Raw genomic sequence first — 19,367 nt, 5'->3', positions numbered from 1 at the left:
GATTATTCATTTTCAGAACGAGGTTAGCATTTTAACCACTGATGTGAACCCCAAGATGAAGGAACGAACGGATGAAAATGACCAAGGCTCTGCTGGCCTCCTGCCTGTTTATGGCTACCCCCCTGATGGCGGCGGATTACGACGTGGATGCGGCGCACACCACAGTGCAGTTCAAGGTGGGTCACCTGGGCTTCTCCGAGCTGGTGGGTCGCTTCAACACCTTCAGCGGTACCTTCAGCATGGATGACGCCAACCCGGCGGCCGCCAAGGCGAGCTTTGAAGTGGATGCCGCCAGCGTCGACTCCAATCACGAGGCCCGCGACAAGCACCTGCGCAGCCCGGACTTCCTCGACGTGAAGCAGTATCCCAAGATGACCTTCGTCAGCTCCGCTTACGAGGGCACCAAGGATAAAGGCGTGCTGAAAGGGACCCTGACCCTGCACGGCGTCTCCAAGGAAGTGGCCTTCGATCTGGTCAAAATTGGTGAGGGCAAGGATCCCTGGGGCGGCTACCGCAGCGGTTTCAACGCTTCCACCACCATCAAGCGCAGTGACTTTGGCGTGAGCTACATGCTGCCCGGCATCCCGGACGAGATGAACATCAACCTGTTTGTCGAAGGCGTGCGCAAGTAATGGGCGCGGAACTTCTGCTGCAAACCCTGGCGGCTCCTCTGGGAGCCGCTTTGCTATCGTGGCGCTGGCCACGACTGGGGTATCTGTGGGGCGCGCTGGCGCTCTGGCTGGTGGGATCCTGGCTCGGCGGCCTCTATGGCATACCGGAAAAGGCGTGGCAGTGGCTGCCGCTAACCCTGCTGGTGCCCGCCATTGCGGCTCAGGTGAACGCTCTGTGTGGCTCGCTGCTGCTCTTTGCCGTGTTCAGTGCGCTGGTGTGGTGGCAGGGATTGGCATCGGTATTGGCGAGCGAACCCGGGATCTGGCTGGCGCTGCTGCCCGCCATCCTCTGGTTTGGCTGGAGCACCTTGCGCTGTGATAGCCGCGAGGGGCTCGGGTTTGCCCTCGGTTTTATCTGGCTGGCGCTGGTGATCGGCATCGATGGCAGTCTGCTGATTGCCCAGCTGGCCGGTGCGCTGGCCGCTTTCGCCGGTTTTCGCGCCCTGCTTGCCACCTTTGTTGACATCAAGGTAGCACCCGCCGGTCTGGCGCTGGCCCTCGCCTTCGTCCAGATGCTGGCCTGGCAATATGTGGAGGTGCCGTTGGTGGTGTTGCTGCCGGTCTGGTTGCTGCCGCTGCTGGAGTGGGCATTGCGTGCCAAATCGTTGCCAGTGCGTTGGGGTGGGCTGATATTGCTCACCGCGGCGGGAACCGGGCTCAGCCTATGGTGGGTGTGGCCTGCTGCTTCTTTGTACTGATTTTTGCATGAAAAACAGGCAATTACAGTCATTTTTGCATACCCGCTCATACTCTTGGCAGATAATGATTGAGCCACCTATGTGTTTCAGATAAAAAGGTTTTTCATTTTATTTGGACACACACAGAACCCGGCCGCGCCGGGTTCTGTTTGCCTGCTTTGCGGCACATAAGGAGGCCACAGTTGCGCAGTCAAGGATCTGAGCATCTGTTTTTTCGCCATTTCACCGGACAGGGACGTATCGATGGTCTCTGCATTTTGCTGGTCACTCACCTGCTTCCCGATCGCCCCCGTTTTATCGAAGCGCTTTCCCGGATTGGGCGGATTGGCGCCATTTTACCCAAACCGAAATCGGTACACGGCCCGACCCTGGAGTGGGTATCCCAGCACTATCCGGTGCTGCCCCTCAACCGGCGCTGGACCAATGATCCCGACAGTATCATCCAGCAGATTGCGCCGCTGGTGGCCCCTCACGAGCGGTTGCTGATCCTCGATATTGGCGGTTACTTTGCCAAAACCCAGGTGATCTTGAGTGAATACTTCGGCCCCCGTTTCCTCGGGGTGGTGGAGATGACCGAGAACGGCCATCAACGCTATGAGCAGGAGGTGCTGGCGACTCCGGTGGTGTCGGTGGCGCGCAGCCCCCTCAAGCAGGCCGAGGATATCCAGATTGGTTTGAGCGTGGTCTACTCCGCGGAGTCGCTGGCTCGTAATCTCAACCGTACTTTCAACGTCTGCGAGGCGGCGCTGTTTGGCTATGGCAAGGTGGGGCGTAGCATCGCCCGCGACCTGCGCTGTCGCAACCTCCATCTCGGGCTGGTGGAGACCGATGTGCTGCGACAGGTCGAAGCGCTCTCTCACGGTTTTCGCTTGATCACCAAGGCCGAGGCGTTGAGCCGCGCCGAGCTGGTGATCTGCTCTACCGGCAACGGCTCGCTGGATTTGGCGGATCTGCAGGCGCTGCGCCCCGGCACCATGGTCGCCTCGGTCACCTCGGCCGACGACGAGTTTGCCTTCTCGCTGGCCCAGTTGCCGTGGCCGAGCGAAGAGGTGTGCCCCCATGTGCTGGCCCTCAACCGGCCGGATGGTACCCAGATCTACCTGCTCAACCGGGGCGAGGCGGTCAACTTCGTCCATGGTGCCGTGATTGGTGAATATGTCTATCTGGTGCTGGCGGAGATCATGGAAGGGATCCGGATGCTGGCGGCAGGCCCTCTTGCACCCGGCCTGTTCGAGCTGCCAGAATCGGCGATGCGTACCATTGCCCGCCATTGGCTGGCCGATTTTCATGGGGTTGATCAGCACTGATTTGACCAAACCGGGATCGGCCATTGGGCGGCAGTACGCCACTTCCCGCCATTGTCGCTTTTTTATGGAGTCACTCATGACCGAGTCTGAAACCCTGATCAGCAAACCCCGCATCGAAATACGCTACTGCACCCTCTGTCGCTGGATGCTGCGCGCCGCCTGGCTGGCGCAGGAGCTGCTATCCACCTTCGACAGCGATCTGGGGGAGGTTGCGCTGGTGCCGGCCAGCAAGGGGGAGTTCCGCATTCTGGTGAGCGGGGTGCAGGTGTGGGATCGGGTGGTCGATGACGGCTTCCCCGAGGCCAAGGAGATCAAGCAGCGGGTGCGTGATGTCATTGCCCCTGAGCGGGATCTTGGCCACTCAGATCGCAAGGCGGCCGAGTAACGCCAGATGGGCCGAGCGCCTCGAAAAGGTGCTGAGCATGAGAGCGAAAGGAGAGGGAGGCGATGGCCTCTCTCTCCTTTTTTGCCTTTGGCTGTTTGCCTGGCTCCAGCAGGGTTATAAGCGCGGCTCGGCCAGATGGCTGCCAATATAGCGGGCACGCTTGTGGGACTTGATGCGGCTCACATCGACCCACACCAGCCCGTCGATGCAGTGGTTGAAGTCGGGGTCGATACCAAAATCCATAAACTGGACGCCGCCCGGCTCGCACAGCTCGGAATACTGCTTGTAGAGGGTAGGGATGGCGCAGCCCAGATTGTCGAGGCGGGCCTTGAGTGCTTTGAGATCGGCGCCGTAATCCACCCCCTCGAACAGAGGTTGCGTCTCGGGGTAGGGGCGGCGGGAGGGGGCCAGCGCCAGCTCGGGGGCAAAGTGCTGGCGGTAGAAGCTCACCAGCAGATCCTTGACCGCCGGCGGCAGGCTGCCGGAGAGCGACACCGGGCCAAACAGGTAGCGGTAGCGGGGATAGCGAGCCAGATAGGCACCGATGCCGAACCAGAGATAATCGAGCCCCCGCTTGCCCCAGTAGGCGGGCTGGATAAAGCTGCGGCCAAGCTCGATGGCCTGCTCCAGCCGGGGCAGCAGTTTATCCTCAAAGCCGAACAGGGTGTGGCTGTAGAGGCCATCCTTCCCCTTGCTGGCCAGCAGCTCCGCCACCGGGGCGAACCGGTAGGCACCGATAATATCGAGCCGGGCCGGATCCCAGAGGATCAGGTGGTGATAGTCGTTGTCAAAGCCATCGAGATCCCGCCGCTTGCCGGAGCCTTCCCCCACCGCGCGAAAGGCGATCTCCCGCAGTCGCCCCAGCTCTCGCAGGATCACCGAGTGGCTCAGTTCGTGGCGGCGGTAGAGGTAGATCCCCTGACCATCCGGGGTGGTGCCGAGCTGTTCGCAGCTTTCGATGGCCTGTTTGAGTTGGCGGCGATCCTCCGGCAGGGCGATGGGGGCCTCGGTCTGCAGCCGTCCCGCCTTGCCACGGCCAATCCGGTAGAGGTGGTTGCGCACCAGCCGCGCCGCCGTCTTGGCGGGCAGCTCCTGAAAACTGCCGAGCGGAATGCGCGCCCCTATGGTCACCGGCAGGGTTTGCCCCTGCTGGCGAAACAGCTGGCGTACCAGCAACAGGGCGGAGGCGGGCTTGTTGAGCCAGGAGGCGAGATAGAACCAGAGGCTGTTGCGCCCTCCCAGATGGATGGGCACCAGCGGGGTGCGGGTGCGCTGGGCCAGTTTGATAAAGCCTGCCTGCCAGGGGCCATCTTTTACCCCCTTGAGGCCAAGCCGAGATACTGCGCCTGCGGGGAAGATCACCAGTGCCCCTTCATGGGCGAGGTGTTCGTTCATGGCGAGGATGGCCTGTCGATCGGTCTTGCCCTCCATATTGTCCACCGGCAATAGCAAAGGGCGCAGCGGCGCGAGCTGGGCCAGCAGCTGGTTGGCGACGATCTTCACATCGGGGCGGATGCGACCGAGCAGTTGTAGCAGCGCCAGTCCATCCAGCGAGCCGATGGGGTGGTTGGCAACAAGAATGACCCGGCCGCTGGCGGGAATATGCTCCAGTTGCGCCTCGCTGACCCGATAGTCGAAATCGAGCTGGGTCAGCGCCTGCTCGACAAAGTCGAGGCCGCGCAGGTGCGGGTAGCGGGTGGCAAAGTCGGCAAAGGCCTGCTCGTTGAGCAGCCAGCCCAGCAGCCGCTTTAACAGCGGGGTGAGCAGGGGGTAGCCAAGCAGGCGGGGGAAGTGCTGGGTCAGCAGGGTATCGATAGTGAACATCTGGAGGGCTCCGGCGATCCGTTGCTCCCAGCATGATGTGACACTGTTCCCGCGACATGTCAGCGGGATGACAGTTTGATGGCAGTGGCAGCCAGTTGCCCCTGCGCGACTCTCCCCGGTTTCCCTTTGTTGATGGGTGATGGCCAGATAGCAAGGGGGGAGCCGGTTAACCGGCTCCCCCCTTGGTTGTCATGGTAATTGATTAACCGCGCCAAGCTGCGGTGAGGCGCACCAGCTCCACCAAGGTGGCGATCGATTTCTCCATGGATTGCAGCGGGATGAACTCGTGCTTGCCGTGGAAGTTGTGGCCACCGGTGAAGAGGTTGGGACAGGGCAGACCCATAAAGGAGAGGCGGGCGCCATCGGTACCGCCGCGAATGGGCTTGATTTTCGGCACCACGTCGGCGGCTTCCATGGCGGCCTTGGCCAGCTCGACGATATGCATGTGCGGCTCGATCTGGCTGCGCATGTTGCAATAGCTGTCGATCAGGGTCAGCTCGATGCGGGCCTTGGGATACTCGGCCTGTAGGGCGGCCACCCGGCTCTGCATCTCGGCCTTGCGTGCGGCGAAGTGCTCGTCGTCGAAGTCACGGATGATGTAGTGCAGGGTGCTCTCCTCCACGGTGCCGCTCATCTGGGCCAGATGGAAGAAGCCCTCATACCCGTCGGTGCACTCCGGGGTCTGCTCGGCAGGCATGGCGGCGTGGAAGCGGGCGGCCAGGGTCTGGCTGTTGATCATGCTCCCCTTGGCGGTGCCGGGGTGGACGTTATTGCCGATAAAACGCACCGTGGCGCTGGCGGCGTTGAAATTTTCATACTCCAGCTCGCCCAGCTCGCCGCCATCCACGGTATAGGCCCACTTGGCCGGGAATCTCTCCAGCGGGAACAGGTTGGCGCCACGGCCAATCTCTTCATCCGGGGTAAAGCCGACCCAGATATCGCCACGTGGGATCTCGGGGTGCGCTTGCAGGTGGTCGATGGCAGTAAGGATCTCGGCGATACCCGCCTTGTCGTCGGCGCCAAGCAAGGTAGTGCCGTCGGTGGTGATGAGATCCTGACCCAGGTAGTTTTTCAGGAAGCGGTAGTCACGGATGGCGAGCACCTCGTCACCCTTGCCAAGGCAGATGTCGCCGCCCTGATAGTTTTCGATGATTTGCGGAACTACGTGCTCCGCCTCGTAGTCGGCGGTATCCATGTGGGCAATCAGGCCGATAGCGGGGGCGTCCGGTTGGTTGCCCGGCAGGCAGCCGGTGAGGTAGCCGTTTTCATCCAGGGTGACCTGGCTCAGCCCCAGCGCCTTCATCTCTTCTTGCAGGGCGCGGGCGAAGATCAGTTGTCCCCCGCTGCTGGGGCAGGCTGGATTGGTCTCATCGGAGCGGGTATGAAAAGTTACGTAACGCAGAAAACGCTCAAGCAGGGTATCCATTAGTCAGCCTCTAACCGATTGTGAGCGGTCATTGTGGCCAATCCGTGCGGGACACTCATTGCGTCAGCGCAGGTTTTTCCCATTTTTTGACGCAAGGGAAGAGCGGCGAATGTGCGGCGCGCGGGGCAACGTCCGGGAGGGAGAGCGCATAAATGTGGCATTTATTGCAATATTTAGGCGCTGGCGGAAGCGGCCAAATTCCCCTCAGCGACCGCACAGCAAGGCGTCAGCCCAACCATGGCGTTTTCGCACACTTTTCAAGGGGGAATCGGGCTGTCGCATAACCTGCGCCATCCCAGAGCCTGCCTGCCCGCCAGCAAGATTTGATCGACTTATTAAAAGGGGATTTTGAACACTATTTTTTATTGTCACTGCCCGCGGTAAGTGTGTACACTCCGCGCCGATCCAAGGGCAACCCTGAAGCAGGCAGAGCCGCCAGAAACCCGACCGATCATACGCCTATAGGGCGAGGCACGCAGAAACGACAGACACTGCTGGGGAATGGTTTCTTTAATACCGGTTAGGCTCCGGTATCAGGGAGAACAACAGACTCTCATCCTTCATTTGACCGAGTGGGCCAGCGGCTCATCATCTTCCCTTGTCATGGGCGGTCACTGACGGTGAGGTGGGCTGTGGTTGTTGTCGTCTATCAACACGCATGCGTGCTGGCGCCTTCGCTTCTCTTCCTTGGAACCCTCTCCTTCTGTCGGGATCGCTGCCGAATGATGAACTGACGGCGTGGCTGATGTCGTCTGTCATCAAAGTACCGCGGCGCTACGGCATAGTGGCACCGCATACCGTTGAGCTTGATGTAAAGCCACCAGCCCCACATCAAGACTCGTTACTTCCCCAAGATCCACCAGGCAGCCTCTGGCTTGCCGCGATGTGCAAAGGGTTGGTTTGGGTGGCTGCGTCTCGTGATGGCAGCGCTCGCCGTACTCTGCACTAGATGGTCTGGATGTGATTGAGGGTAACGAAGGCGACTTTGGGTCGCTCATTTGCGAGGCATAGCCCATGACTAACTGGTCCAGCAAGGACTCCTTGAAGGTCTACAACGTTCCCTACTGGGGTGCGGGTTTTTTCAATATCAATGACGCCGGTCATGTGACCGTCGCCCCCGACAAATCACGCCCTGACACACATATCGTGCTTTCTGACGCCATCGAACAGTTGCGTCAGTCCGGGCTGACCACCCCCGTGTTGCTGCGCTTCCCTGACATCCTCAAGAGTCGGGTCGATGCGCTGTTCAACGCCTTTGGTCAGGCCATCGAAAAGTCTGGCTATGAAGGGGACTACCTCTGCGTTTACCCGATCAAGGTAAACCAGCAGCGTCGTGTCATCGAGACCATCAGCCAGTCCTACAGCGACAAGCCCCGGCTTGGCCTGGAAGCTGGTTCCAAACCGGAACTGCTGGCCGTGCTGTCCCATCACCATGAGCAAGGCTCGGTGATCGTCTGCAACGGTTACAAAGACCGCGAATATATCCGCCACGCCCTCCTGGGCAACCTGATGGGCCACAAGGTCTACATCGTGGTGGAGAAGCCCTCCGAGCTGGAAATGGTGCTGGACGAGTCAGCTCGTCTCAACATCAAGCCCAACATCGGGGTGCGTGCCAAGCTCGCTTCCACCGGCTCCGGCATGTGGGAATCGAGCGGCGGCTCCATGTCCAAATTTGGTCTCTCCGCCTCCCAGATCCTGGCGCTGATCGAGCGTCTGCGTGGGCTGGGCAAGCTGGATTGCCTGCAACTGCTGCACTTCCATCTGGGTTCCCAGATCGCCAATATCCGCGACATTCAGGGCGGCATCCGCGAGTGCGGCCGTTTCTACGCTGAACTGCGTCGCCTCGGTGCCAACATCGAAGTCGTGGACGTCGGTGGCGGCCTGGGTGTGGACTACGAGGGAACCCGTTCCCAGAGCCACTGCTCCGCCAACTACAGCCTCTCCGAGTACGCCAATAACGTGGTATGGGGCATCGGTGATGTCTGCCGCGAGTTCGATCTGCCGCACCCGACCATCATCAGCGAGTCCGGCCGTGCCCTGACCGCCCACCACGCCGTGCTGGTCACCAATATCATTGGTGCCGAAGGGGTGGAGATGAACGACATCAGCGCGCCGGACGAAGATGCACCGACCATTCTGCAGAACATGTGGAAAGGCTGGCTGGATCTGCGCAGCGAAGATCCCTCCCTGCTGGAGATCTTCCATGACTCGGTGGCAGATCTGGGTGACGTGAATACCCAGTACACCATGGGCCTCTTGAACCTTGAACAGCGTGCCTGGGCCGAGATGCTGCACCAGAACACCTGTCTGGCGCTCAAAGAGATGCTCAACCCGGTCAACCGCAACCACCGTGCGCTGGCTGACGAACTGAGTGAAAAGCTGGCGGACAAGTGCTTTGCCAACTTCTCCCTGTTCCAGTCTCTGCCGGATGCCTGGGGTATCGGTCAGGTATTCCCGGTGATGCCGCTGGCTGGTCTCGATCGTCCGCTTAGCCGTCGCGGTATCCTGATGGATATCACCTGTGACTCCGACGGTCAGGTCGAGCACTATGTCGACGGTCTGGGGGTCGAGAGCACCCTGCCAATGCCGGTCTACGGCGAGAACGAAGAGTGCCACGTCGGCTTCTTCCTGGTCGGTGCCTATCAGGAGATCCTCGGCGATCTGCACAACCTGTTCGGTGACACCCACTGCGCAGAAGTGTGGCTGGACGAAGAGGGCAAGATGGACATTCGCAACGTGGTGCGCGGCGATACCGTCGACCAGCTGCTGCGTTACGTCAACATCGACCCGTCCGTGATCCGCGAGAACTACCAGCGGATCGCCGCTCACCCGGCGCTGGACGATGCCACTCGCAAAGCCCTGCTCGACGAGCTGGAGCTGGGCCTGCAAGGCTACGCCTATCTGGAAGACGAATAAGCCTTCTGTTTGCCCCTCGCTTTTGAGGGAAAGTCAAAACGGCGCCTGCGGGCGCCGTTTTTGTTACCGGGGATCATCCGGCGATATGACGGTGCGCTCGGTCCATCTTCATTCGGATAACCTATGGTGGCTCGGGGCATCCGCAAGCCACAGATCTGGCTGATATCTGTCCCTTTCAGCCGCTTCCCTTGATCTGCATCAAGCTTGAACCTCGGTGGTTATTTTACGGTCAGGAGTGATGTTGATGGAATGTAACAAAAGGATGTGCATATGGAACTGAAAAGGGACCCGAGATGCTATACCGACGTCTGTATCGACGGTAAGTGGTATCACTACGACCACTGCAGCACCAACGTCTACATGCTGATGGGAGGCGCCGCGCCGAGCCTTCAGCTGGCCTATGAGCCGAGCAGCGAAGAGGAGCTGATCGAGATGCTCCAGCAGCTGGGGCGCTTCTGACTTACCGAATTGATGTCTTGCCATATGGCCATCGGGCACGTTGCCACGATGGCCACCACTCTTCATCGCTGCAGCTTATCTCAGCGAGTTTTTTTGCCAAATAGCCCCTTGCCTAGCTCCAGCATGGCGACGGCCGCAGCGTAGCTGCTATCAGACTTGCCAATCTCGTCCGCTACATAGAGAAAATTGGATTGGTACTTCTCGACGGCCTCCCGTGGACTGGTCGCGTCAATAAAGTCCTCCTCCACCTCGAATCCTTGAGTCAGCAGTGCCGCCTTTTCACTCAGAAAAGTCGGAGATGCCATGTCGATAAAGGTGTATTGCTGCCGATTGGACGCCGGAATGGTAAAAAACTGGTATCTGGCCATGGGTAAATCCTCGCTTGAAGCGGGTGATAAATGACGTGACGCTGGGTTTAATCTGTGGCTCGCAGGCGGCTTGGTTTCCCTCGACATCGCAGACCGTGCGTGTCGGGAATGCCGCATTCTGTTTTCGTTCGAGACTACTTTGTTGGTGTCTGCCCGGCAAGTGGGTCGCAGAGGTTTTCTGGATGATCCACTCAACCGAGATGTTGTGGGGAGATGCGAGACCGGGATAATGCCGGGCTCACGTTGAGCCCGGCTTGTCAGCGCTCTGTTACAGCACGAAGCTCTGTACCATGGCGCGCAGCTGTTCGGTGAGCTGGTGGATCTGGCGGGCGGCATCGCGGGCGGCGTTGGCTACTTGCAGCGCCTCATCGCTGCCATCCGAGATGCGCACCACGTTGCGTTCGATCTCGTTGACCACGGCGCCCTGCTGCTCGATGGCGCTGGCGATGATGGCGTTGGTATCGACCATCCGATCCACCTTCTCGGTGATGGCGCCAAAAGCCTGCTTTGCCTCCTGCGCCAGCCCGACCCCCTCCTGCGCTTCATGGCTGGCCGCCGACATGGCGGTGACCGAGGCGCGGGCACCGGATTGCAGCTGTTCAATCATCTGCTGGATCTCGACGGTAGCCCCCTGGGTGCGGTTGGCAAGAGACCGCACCTCGTCGGCCACCACCGCAAAGCCGCGACCCTGCTCACCGGCCCGGGCCGCTTCGATGGCGGCGTTGAGGGCGAGCAGGTTGGTCTGTTCGGCGATGCTACGGATCACGCTGATGACGCCGCCAATCTGGCTGCACTGCTGCTCCAGTAGGCCTATGGTGTCGGCGGTGCGCAGCACCTCGCGGTTGATATGGTCGATGGCCTTGATGGTGCGCTCCACCACATCCTCGCCCTGACCGACCACGTTCTGCGCCTCCTGGGTCATGCGGGCGGCTTGCAGAGCGTTGCCTGCCATGTCTTGTGAGGTGGCGGCCAGCTCCTTGATGGCGGTGGCGACCTGATGGGCCTCCCCTTGCTGATCGGCAATCACCTCCTGCGAGCGGCAGGTGCGCGCTTCGATCTCGGTGGCGCTCTCCACCACGGTGACGCCATTCTCCCGCACTCGCAGCATCAGGGTGCGCAGGGTCTCCAGGGTCACGTTGTAATCCCGGCTGATGGCGGCCAGCTCGTCCTGACCGACGATCTCGATATGCTGGCTGAGATCCTGGGCGTTGACCCGGGCGGCAATATCACGCACCCGCCCTACGGTGTCGCGCAGGGAGAGATAGGCGCCGATCATCAGGTAGAGGTAGAGCAGCAAGCTGGCGGTCAGCGGCGCTGTGACCCACCAGAAGTGGCGTTGGTTGGCGGTCAGCCGCTGATGTAAGTCGGCCTCCAGCCGTTGGCGTACCTGGCCTGCCAGTGCGGTGATGGCCTCGTCCATTTTATCCCCCAGCGCTTGCACCTCCTTGGTGGAGAGCTGCACCAGCTGATCCTTCATCATCTTGTTTTCCATGGTCTCGACCCCCTGACGCACCAGCTGTATCAGAGCATCGGTCTGCTGACCCAGCTCGGCGCGGTAGGCCGGTTCAATCTGGTAGAGCAGGGTCAGATCGGCCTCCAGCTCTTGCAGAGTGGCGCTGATAAGGTCGAGACGAAAACGCAGGCCGCTGTAGCCCTCGGCCTGAAACAGGCCGAAATCGGCGATGGTGGCGGCGCGATCCCGCACCTGGGCCAGCAGGTCGCGCAGTTGCGGCAACCGCTCACTGGCGAGGATCACCATATAGTAGGTACCGAGCGCCGGATCCTGGATCAGGCTGCTACTGGCGGTAATGTGCTTGTAGAGGTGACGCACCTCGGTCAACAGCTTGTCGTGGCGCAGGTTGCTCTGATCAACTTCCAGCTTGCTTCCTTCGCTCTGCAGGGCAGCCCACCCCTGTTTGAGGGCGTCGAAAGCGGGATTTTCCTGACGGGTATCGGCGAAGGTGCGCAGGCTATCGTCTACGGCTTGGGCGGCGGCTTTAACCTTATCCTCTCCCACCGGGTTTTGTTCGTAGGCGTGACGGGTCACCAGATTGCGATGGGTGATCAGGGCCTGCTCGATAGCGGCCACGGGGGCGAGATTGACCACTCCCGCCAGTTCCCGGTTGGCCTGCACGTTGTCATCCTGCAGCCGCCCCAGCAGATTGGTCATGCTGTAGGCCAGTGGCAGCAGCATCAGGCAGGACCAGAGCAGGAATTTGTATTTGAAGGAGAGCTGATTGCCCAGCCGGATGGCGGGGTTGAAAATCCATTTCATGTTAAGCCTCGATACCTGAGTGCGGGCGTGAGTCGTGTTGCCTGAATAGTACTCCGAGCGGCCTCCCTTGGGTGATGGTCGGTTGCAAGTTGTGATCCCCTTGGCTTTTTACTTCTGGGCGGGGCGCCGTCAGCCGAGCCAATAGAAAACGGGCCACCCGAAGGTGACCCGCGGTCGATAAGGGGACACCGATCAGTTGAACGCCAGGAAGGGCGAGACGCAGAGCAGCAGGCCGGTGACGATGATGATGTAAAGAGAAGTGCCCTTGTACTTGTGCAGCGCCGGTACCTGATAGACCAGATAGGCCGGGATGAGACAGCCCACCATGCCGAAGATGGGGCTGCAGATGGAGGTGAAGCTCAGTACCGGTGCGTTGAGCACGATGGCCCCCCAGGAGAGCATGACGGTAAACACCATGATGCCTTTGCCTACAAATCCTTTGTTGATTCGGTTTTCCGGCAGCACCCGGCGCAACAGGTTCATCGCCAGACCCTGACAGGCTTCACGGAAACCGAGGTAAACGCCGAAATAGGCGGTCATTACCGCAAAGATGTTGAGGGTGAGGCTCAGGAGCTTGAGGGTCTGGCCGGGCATCCCCTGGGCTACCATGGCCAGCGCGGAGATGTTCTCCTCGGAGGCTTTGACCGCCTGATCGTGGCCCATGGCAAGGGTAAAGGAGACCGCGTAGAAGAACACCACCACGAACAGGATGCCGAAGGCGATATTCATGGCGCGCATCGCCTTGAAGCGGGCCACTTCCAGCGACTTTTCCCGCGAGCGGTAGGAGATCACCATGGGGCTCAGGCTCTGGATAAAGAGGATGGAGGTGAGGGTAAAGGGCAGCATGATGATGGCATCCTTCATCCAGTCACCGGCGGCGGGCATGGCGGTGATGTTGGCCGCATCCCACTTGTCCACCATCATCAGGCCGAGCACCGCCACCACGCTGATCTTGGTCAGCACCATAAAGGTGGAGATCTTGAACAGCAGGTTCTCGCCGCGCGAGGCCAGTGCCACCAGACCGCATATCAGCACCAGACCGTAGAGCGGGTTTTCGGAGAGCAGGCCGTCGGTGACGCCGAAGCTCTGCAGGAAGGAGGCGCTGTCATTGGTGATGGCGGTGGAGTAGACGAAGACCCAGATCACCAGCATCACGAAGTAGAGCGCGCCGAGCAGCACACCCCAGTTCTTGCCAAGGTAGCCGGTGATGACGCTGGGGTAATCCTTGCACTCCGGCGAGGTGGCCAGGGTGTTGATAAAGAGGCGCTGGAACATATACATGGCGGGGTAGCCGATCACCGCCGAAAGCAGAAAGACCCACAAGCCCATCAGACCCACCTGTACCGGCAGGAAGACGATCCCTGCGCCGATGGCCATGCCGATGCTCATGATGATCCAGCCCCAGTCGGTGCTGTCGAAGCGAACCGCTTCTTTCCATTCCAGCGTGCCCATCACGGGGCTGGCGAGTGTAGTGCTATGCGCGTCCATTAAAACCTTCTTTTTTGTAGGGATGTGGGAAAGCGGCGCAAATATAGTTGAATGAAACTGTCATAAACAATGCCCATAAGAGTACTTTTGTTCAAATCAGGATGGTGATCACGGTTTATATTGAGGCCGAAAGGTGCCTTTAAACGCCATTTTTGTATCTTTTTGTTGAATGGATAAAATAAAAAGCAAATAATGTTGAGCGGAATGAGATTCATGATTGCAAAAAAAATTGCACAAACAGGAGTGGCTATATGAAACGCATCATCACAGCAGCAGCGGCACCTGACGCTATCGGTCCCTACAGCCACGGCACTGCCTATGGCGACCTTATCTTTACCTCCGGTCAGTTGCCGGTCTGCAAGCTGCAGGGTGGTGTGGTGGAAGGGGGCATTGCCGCCCAGACCCGCCAGTCACTGGAAAACCTGAAATCCGTGCTGGAAGCCGCTGGCGGCTCGCTGGATACCGTGCTCAAAACCACCTGCTACCTCGCCGAGATCAGCGATTTTGCCGCGTTCAACGAGGTCTATAAAGCCTATTTCCAGAAAGATTGTCCGGCGCGCAGCTGCTTCGCAGTGAAGGATCTGCCGATGGGCGTCAAGGTTGAAGTGGAAGCGATCGCCCATATCGCTCGTTAATGCTGATAAAAAGGTTCAAGTGATGAAACAAGCGTGGCAGCAGTATCTGCAGATTATTCAACAGGTTGTCAAACCAGCGCTGGGTTGTACCGAGCCAATCGCCGCCGCCTATGCCGCGGCTGTCGCCGTCCGGCAACTGGGCTGTGAGCCCGGTCGCCTCGAGGTTGCGGTGTCGGACAATCTCTATAAAAACTCGATGGGTGTCTATGTGCCGGGCACCGGCAAGATCGGTCTGGCCATTGCGGCCGCGGCCGGTGCCATCGGCGGCAACGCCGATGCCGGGCTGGAGGTGCTGGCCGCGATCCAGCCAGCACAGGTGGATCGTGCCCAGCAGCTGATCGATGCCGGCAAGGTGCAGGTGAGCCGCACCGCCGCCCCCGAGTTTATCTTCTGCCGCGTGACAGTTTATGGCACTGATGACAAGGGTGAAGAACACAGCGCCGAAGTGACCCTCTGCGGCGGTCATACCCGCATCGTCGAGCAGCGCCGCGATGGCGAGGTGACCTTCACCGCTGATCAGAGCCAGGGCGGTGCCACCGGTTCCATCTGCGATGGGGTAGATATCAGCATCGCCGCCATCTACGAGTTCGCCACCCAGGTGGAGTTCGAGCAGATCAGGTTCATCCTCAAAGCCTCCGAACTCAACGGCAAGCTCTCCGCCGAGGGGATGAACAACCCCTATGGTCTCGAGATCGGGCGCACCATGCAGCAGAACATCGATGCCGGTCTCATCGGCGAGGATGTGATGAACCGCATCGTGATGATGACGGCGGCTGCCTCCGATGCTCGCATGGGGGGCGCGACCCTGCCAGCCATGAGCAACTTCGGCAGCGGCAACCAGGGCATTGCCGCCACCATTCCGGTGATGGTGATTGCCGAGCGCTTTGCGGCCAGCGAAGAGCAGCTGGCTCGCGCCCTCATCATGAGCCATCTGGGCGCCATCTATATCAAGTCCCACTATCCGCCGCTGTCGGCCTTCTGTGGCAATACCGTGACCAGCGCGGCCGCCTCCATGGCTATGGTCTATCTGGCGGGCGGCAGCTTCGAGCAATCCTGCTTCGCCATCCAGAACGTGCTGAGCGACAGTGCCGGCATGGTGTGCGACGGGGCGAAAGCCTCCTGCGCCATGAAGGTGAGTACCTCCTCCGGCGCGGCGGTACGCGGCTTCCTGATGGCCCTCAACAGCCACTCGGTGTCGGGTCAGGGGATCGTTGCCGGCAACGTGGATCAGACCATCCGCAACGTCGGTCAGATGGTGAAGGAAGGCATGTCTGCCACAGACAGCACCATTATTGATATCATGTCCGCCTGATGTCCCTGTCGGTTGCTGCCCGGCGCCCATTGCCCGGCTGCAACCCTTGCAAGAAGGTCCCATTGTGAAGCTGCAAGAGTTGAGTCCGAGCGATTTTGAGATCCTCAAGTCGATGGAGAACATTGTGGACGGCATCGCCGCCATGTATGGCCAGCACACCGAAGTGCTGCTCCACAGTCTGGATGCGCGCAATCCCTCGATCGTCAAGATTGCCAACGGCCATATCACCGGCCGCAGTGTCGGCGCCCCCATCACCAACCTGGCGATGATGAAGCTCAAGAGCGGGCAGGATATCTCCAGCCCCTACATGACCAAGTGTGCCACCGGCAAGACGCTGCGCTCCATCACGACCGTTATTCGCAACGGGGAGCACAGGGCCATCGGGTTGCTCTGCATCAACAGCGACATGGACGCTCCGCTGCAATCGGTGCTGCGCACCATGATGCCGGAGTGCATGCATCCCCACGAGAGCCATGCCACCCCGGAGGTGTTCGCCCGCAACATCGACGAAGCGCTCAACAGCACCATCGACACCGTCAGTGCCGAGGTGCGTGGCAACGAGGCGGTGCCCCCTTCCCAGAAGACACGGGTCATCGTCAACCAGCTGCACGACATGGGGATCTTCGAGCTTAAAGACAGTGCCCAGATTGCGGCGCGCCAGCTCGGCATTTCGGTCCACTCCATCTACCGCTATCTGCGGGAGATCAAGAAGGGCTGAGCCAGTTTAATCTGGCCTAAATGGCAGCAAACGGGTCAACCCTGACCCGTTTTTTACGCCTGTTTTAGCCTCTCTGTGTGGGCCATCCTTCGGGCTCATCTGCTATCATCTTCCCCCTTTGTTTTTCTATCTCTCTGAACGTGCTGGAGAAATCATGTCTCGACTCATCTATCTGCTGCGCCACGGCCAGACCCGCTTCAATGCCGAGCAGCGTCTGCAGGGGCGTTGCAACTCCGAGCTGACCGACAAGGGTGAGGCGCAAGCCATCGCCATGGGGCGGCGGCTTGCTGGCGAACTGGCGGAACCCGCCCGTTGGACCATCTATGCCAGCCCGCTCGGGCGTGCCCGTCAGACTGCGCTGCTGGTGTGCGAGCAGTTGGGGCTGTCAGCTGATCGCATCATCTGGGACGATCGGTTGATGGAGCTGGGGATGGGGGAGTGGGAGAGCTGCCAGATCCCGGTGCTGCGGCTCGCTCATCCCGAGCTCGATACCGGCAAGGGGGACTGGTATCTGCAGGCACCGGGGGCCGAGAGCTTCGAGAGCATTCAGCGCCGGGCACACCAGTGGTTGCAGGATCCTGCCATCGCCGAGCGGGCCATTGTTATCTCCCACGGTCTGCTCGGTGCCATGTTGCGCGGCGTCTATGCCGATCTCGACTATGAGGCGACCTGGTCACAGGAGTTGCCCCAAGATGCCTTCTATAAGCTGCAGGATGGCCACATCACTCGCATTGCTTGCTAGTTTCGAGGACGTTGCCGCCAGCAGTTCATGGACGATGCAGGCTGCAACACGCTACGGATTTTGCTTTGCGAAGATTAGACATCAACGAAATGATGAATAGACTCAAAAAGCGCATTATCAATAATGGCATTAGCCCTTCTTCTGCGGTGATGTGTTTAAGGTCTGGTTTTGCGAACAGGTTGCAACTTGCATTGCACTATGGTGCACAGACCGCGCTTTTTAATGAGGTAAGCGGGTGATTGTATTGAAATGAGTGGTCGCGTGATGCTTGGTGTATCAATTGCATATTAAACGACCAGTGGCCTGAGTATGAGGACGACACCATGAAAGGGATCTCGGTTCGTAGCAAATTATTGATGCTGGTTGTGGTACCGCTGTTTTGTATGATTTTGCTGTGCACTCTCTCCCTTTGGGGGATGCGCCTGATGAATCAGGCTGCCCATCAGGTGAATGAAGAGGAGGTGCAGCAGTTATCCGAACTGAAGCTGATTTCAGACTTGTATGCGGTCAGTGTCGTTGATGCGATCAATAAAGCGCATGTTGGATTAATCACCCGTGAAGAGGCAAAACGTTCCGTTACTGAAGCGCAGTTAAAAGCAGCAACGGAATGGAAGCGTTACATGGCCCAGAAGATGTCTGCGGAAGAGCGGGCGATAGCGGAGTCTGCCCAGGTATTGATGAACAAAGCCGACATTACACTGGATGGTATTAAGAGTGATCTTTCATTAAAAGCTCCTCTTGATAAGGCAATTCATCAGTTATATAGCACGGTTGATCCTTTTAATGAGGAGCTGGGCAAGCTGGTTGAACTCCAGCTGAGATTTGCAGATGAGCATGTTGGTACCCTGGAAAGTCTGGCCGTTGATTTTTCATTTGCCTTCCTCTCCATCACCGGGATTGCCCTGTTCGCTTTATCCGTGCTGGGGATCTGGATTTTTCGCGGGATCAGTCAACCGCTCACCGCTTTGCGTAGAGCACTTTACAAATTGCAGCATGAGCAGGATTTGACCGTCACCGTCCCTGTTATTCGGGAAGATGAATTGGGGCAAGTCGCACGGGCGCTGAATGATATGGTTAGCCATTTCCGCAGATTGATTGGCGAAATGGATGACGTGGCCGAACAGTTATCGACAGGCGCCGATGCATTGAACGAGCTGGGGCTAACCAGTGCAGAGCAAATGGCCCAGCAGCGTTTGGAGACAGATCAGAGCGCTGCGGCGATGAATGAGATGAGCGCAACGGTTAACGAAATCGCCCAGAATACAAATAGTGCTGCAATTGCCGCCCGTCAGGCTGAAAACAAGGCCGAAGAGGGGCAAGCGGTTGTCAAGGAGACCATTGGGAATATGGCTCTGCTCTCTGGTCAATTGCAAAATACATCCACTGTGCTGCAAAACCTGGCTATCGAAAGCAATAACATTACCCAGGTGATGGGGGTTATTCGCTCGATTGCCGAACAAACCAATTTACTGGCACTGAATGCGGCAATTGAAGCCGCCAGAGCGGGTGAGCAGGGGCGTGGCTTCGCTGTTGTGGCTGATGAAGTCCGGGTACTTGCTCAGCGCACCCAAAACTCTACCGGAGAAATCCAGAATACCGTCAATCGCCTGCAACAGAATGCAACTATGGCTGTTGATAGTATGAATATCGGATTATCTGAAGTGGAGAAGACGAATACCCTGATGCTGACCTGCGGCGTCTCTTTGGAAGAAATTGTGAGTGCCGTGGATGATCTGAATAATCTCAATGTGCAGGTCGCCGCTGCAGCCGAAGAGCAAAGCAAAGTCACCGAAGAGATGACGCGCAGCATGGTCAATATTGCCGATATCGCAGTACATACCTCGGACTCGGCAGCCCATGTATCGGCCAAGTGTCAGCGTCTTGATGAGATGGCCAAGTCAATGAGAACACAGATTAATCATTTTAAATGGCGATCACATGCCGCTTGATATAGTTCGATGACATTACCCCCAGGCCCCGAGAGTTCGGGGCCTTTTTGTATCATGTTGGTCGTACTGCACCTGTGTTGAAACATGTCATCGGTTTCCATAGATATGGGAAGATTCATTACCGGACTGATGAAGTGAGGCTTTCCGAAAAATTGTGCATTTTTGACGGCAGCCGTCACTCTGAATGGCCATTT

General features: G+C 58.9%; 16 protein-coding genes. 11 read left to right on the top strand and 5 right to left on the bottom strand.

What is annotated here, in order from left to right; all coding sequences use genetic code 11:
* Nucleotides 1–71 precede the first annotated feature (71 nt).
* From AB5Y83_RS09365 to AB5Y83_RS09350, 4 genes are all read left to right on the top strand, one after another.
* Nucleotides 72–632 carry a YceI family protein gene (locus tag AB5Y83_RS09365; RefSeq protein WP_005334411.1) on the top strand — a complete coding sequence of 187 codons (561 nt, stop codon included), beginning with the start codon at nucleotides 72–74 and terminating at the stop codon, nucleotides 630–632.
* Nucleotides 632–1,369 carry a hypothetical protein gene (locus AB5Y83_RS09360; RefSeq protein ID WP_279488116.1) on the top strand — a complete coding sequence of 246 codons (738 nt, stop codon included), beginning with the start codon at nucleotides 632–634 and terminating at the stop codon, nucleotides 1,367–1,369. The genes AB5Y83_RS09365 and AB5Y83_RS09360 overlap by 1 nt, the downstream gene beginning before the upstream one ends.
* Before the next feature lie 182 nt (nucleotides 1,370–1,551).
* A complete protein-coding gene (locus AB5Y83_RS09355; protein ID WP_203117468.1) occupies nucleotides 1,552–2,676 on the top strand; it encodes an adenosylhomocysteinase in 1,125 nt (374 codons plus the stop codon).
* Nucleotides 2,677–2,752: 76 nt separating this feature from the next.
* A complete protein-coding gene (locus AB5Y83_RS09350) occupies nucleotides 2,753–3,061 on the top strand; it encodes a SelT/SelW/SelH family protein (RefSeq protein WP_043821170.1) in 309 nt (102 codons plus the stop codon).
* Nucleotides 3,062–3,175: 114 nt separating this feature from the next.
* Here the strand turns inward: AB5Y83_RS09350 and AB5Y83_RS09345 are convergent, their stop codons facing one another.
* A complete protein-coding gene (locus AB5Y83_RS09345) occupies nucleotides 3,176–4,885 on the bottom strand; it encodes a lysophospholipid acyltransferase family protein (protein WP_368175063.1) in 1,710 nt (569 codons plus the stop codon).
* A 202-nt stretch (nucleotides 4,886–5,087) separates the two neighbouring features.
* Nucleotides 5,088–6,311, bottom strand: coding sequence for a peptidase T (pepT, locus tag AB5Y83_RS09340; protein WP_368175062.1), 1,224 nt, complete (start codon nucleotides 6,309–6,311; stop codon nucleotides 5,088–5,090).
* 1,014 nt (nucleotides 6,312–7,325) lie between these two features.
* Here pepT and speA point away from each other — a divergent pair.
* Nucleotides 7,326–9,227, top strand: coding sequence for a biosynthetic arginine decarboxylase (gene speA, locus AB5Y83_RS09335; RefSeq protein WP_368175061.1), 1,902 nt, complete (start codon nucleotides 7,326–7,328; stop codon nucleotides 9,225–9,227).
* A gap of 270 nt (nucleotides 9,228–9,497) precedes the next feature.
* The gene (locus AB5Y83_RS09330; RefSeq protein ID WP_005334402.1) at nucleotides 9,498–9,686 is read left to right on the top strand and encodes a hypothetical protein; all 189 of its coding nucleotides are present in this window, start codon (nucleotides 9,498–9,500) and stop codon (nucleotides 9,684–9,686) included.
* A gap of 80 nt (nucleotides 9,687–9,766) precedes the next feature.
* Here AB5Y83_RS09330 and AB5Y83_RS09325 read toward each other — a convergent pair whose 3' ends face one another.
* The 3 genes from AB5Y83_RS09325 to AB5Y83_RS09315 all read right to left on the bottom strand — a co-directional run bounded on the left by AB5Y83_RS09325 (nucleotide 9,767) and on the right by AB5Y83_RS09315 (nucleotide 13,817).
* On the bottom strand, nucleotides 9,767–10,054 hold the full coding sequence (locus tag AB5Y83_RS09325; protein WP_047438534.1) for a hypothetical protein: 288 nt from the start codon (nucleotides 10,052–10,054) through the stop codon (nucleotides 9,767–9,769).
* 268 nt (nucleotides 10,055–10,322) lie between these two features.
* Nucleotides 10,323–12,329, bottom strand: coding sequence for a methyl-accepting chemotaxis protein (locus tag AB5Y83_RS09320; protein ID WP_368175060.1), 2,007 nt, complete (start codon nucleotides 12,327–12,329; stop codon nucleotides 10,323–10,325).
* A 192-nt stretch (nucleotides 12,330–12,521) separates the two neighbouring features.
* Nucleotides 12,522–13,817: an amino acid permease gene (locus AB5Y83_RS09315; protein WP_201950152.1), complete on the bottom strand. Its 1,296-nt coding sequence runs from the start codon at nucleotides 13,815–13,817 to the stop codon at nucleotides 12,522–12,524.
* Nucleotides 13,818–14,068: 251 nt separating this feature from the next.
* On the opposite strand from AB5Y83_RS09315, the gene AB5Y83_RS09310 reads away from it, so the two are divergent.
* The 5 genes from AB5Y83_RS09310 to AB5Y83_RS09290 all read left to right on the top strand — a co-directional run bounded on the left by AB5Y83_RS09310 (nucleotide 14,069) and on the right by AB5Y83_RS09290 (nucleotide 19,173).
* Nucleotides 14,069–14,452, top strand: coding sequence for a Rid family detoxifying hydrolase (locus AB5Y83_RS09310; protein ID WP_040095234.1), 384 nt, complete (start codon nucleotides 14,069–14,071; stop codon nucleotides 14,450–14,452).
* A gap of 22 nt (nucleotides 14,453–14,474) precedes the next feature.
* Nucleotides 14,475–15,764, top strand: a complete 1,290-nt coding sequence (locus AB5Y83_RS09305; protein ID WP_368175059.1) for a serine dehydratase subunit alpha family protein — start codon at nucleotides 14,475–14,477, stop codon at nucleotides 15,762–15,764.
* A gap of 64 nt (nucleotides 15,765–15,828) precedes the next feature.
* Nucleotides 15,829–16,482 (top strand): transcriptional regulator, encoded by a 654-nt coding sequence (locus AB5Y83_RS09300; protein WP_005334376.1) that lies wholly within the window; start codon nucleotides 15,829–15,831, stop codon nucleotides 16,480–16,482.
* Nucleotides 16,483–16,636: 154 nt separating this feature from the next.
* Nucleotides 16,637–17,224: a histidine phosphatase family protein gene (locus AB5Y83_RS09295; protein ID WP_368175058.1), complete on the top strand. Its 588-nt coding sequence runs from the start codon at nucleotides 16,637–16,639 to the stop codon at nucleotides 17,222–17,224.
* A 323-nt stretch (nucleotides 17,225–17,547) separates the two neighbouring features.
* Nucleotides 17,548–19,173: a methyl-accepting chemotaxis protein gene (locus tag AB5Y83_RS09290; RefSeq protein WP_021229324.1), complete on the top strand. Its 1,626-nt coding sequence runs from the start codon at nucleotides 17,548–17,550 to the stop codon at nucleotides 19,171–19,173.
* Nucleotides 19,174–19,367: the final 194 nt, after the last annotated feature.

This window comes from Aeromonas sp. R5-4 (assembly GCF_040908215.1).
Taxonomy (GTDB): domain Bacteria; phylum Pseudomonadota; class Gammaproteobacteria; order Enterobacterales; family Aeromonadaceae; genus Aeromonas; species Aeromonas veronii.
Note: the sequence above shows the minus strand (reverse complement) of the source record. Positions and strands in the feature narration are given on the sequence as shown.

Excerpts from the sequence above, each read along its gene's own strand:
- AB5Y83_RS09365 (WP_005334411.1), top strand. The coding sequence starts at position 72 with ATGAAAATGACCAAGGCTCTGCTGGCCTCCTGCCTGTTTATGGCTACC.
- AB5Y83_RS09360 (WP_279488116.1), top strand. The coding sequence starts at position 632 with ATGGGCGCGGAACTTCTGCTGCAAACCCTGGCGGCTCCTCTGGGAGCC.
- AB5Y83_RS09350 (WP_043821170.1), top strand. The coding sequence starts at position 2,753 with ATGACCGAGTCTGAAACCCTGATCAGCAAACCCCGCATCGAAATACGC.
- AB5Y83_RS09345 (WP_368175063.1), bottom strand. The coding sequence starts at position 4,885 with ATGTTCACTATCGATACCCTGCTGACCCAGCACTTCCCCCGCCTGCTT.
- pepT (WP_368175062.1), bottom strand. The coding sequence starts at position 6,311 with ATGGATACCCTGCTTGAGCGTTTTCTGCGTTACGTAACTTTTCATACC.
- speA (WP_368175061.1), top strand. The coding sequence starts at position 7,326 with ATGACTAACTGGTCCAGCAAGGACTCCTTGAAGGTCTACAACGTTCCC.
- AB5Y83_RS09330 (WP_005334402.1), top strand. The coding sequence starts at position 9,498 with ATGGAACTGAAAAGGGACCCGAGATGCTATACCGACGTCTGTATCGAC.
- AB5Y83_RS09325 (WP_047438534.1), bottom strand. The coding sequence starts at position 10,054 with ATGGCCAGATACCAGTTTTTTACCATTCCGGCGTCCAATCGGCAGCAA.
- AB5Y83_RS09320 (WP_368175060.1), bottom strand. The coding sequence starts at position 12,329 with ATGAAATGGATTTTCAACCCCGCCATCCGGCTGGGCAATCAGCTCTCC.
- AB5Y83_RS09315 (WP_201950152.1), bottom strand. The coding sequence starts at position 13,817 with ATGGACGCGCATAGCACTACACTCGCCAGCCCCGTGATGGGCACGCTG.
- AB5Y83_RS09310 (WP_040095234.1), top strand. The coding sequence starts at position 14,069 with ATGAAACGCATCATCACAGCAGCAGCGGCACCTGACGCTATCGGTCCC.
- AB5Y83_RS09305 (WP_368175059.1), top strand. The coding sequence starts at position 14,475 with ATGAAACAAGCGTGGCAGCAGTATCTGCAGATTATTCAACAGGTTGTC.
- AB5Y83_RS09295 (WP_368175058.1), top strand. The coding sequence starts at position 16,637 with ATGTCTCGACTCATCTATCTGCTGCGCCACGGCCAGACCCGCTTCAAT.
- AB5Y83_RS09290 (WP_021229324.1), top strand. The coding sequence starts at position 17,548 with ATGAAAGGGATCTCGGTTCGTAGCAAATTATTGATGCTGGTTGTGGTA.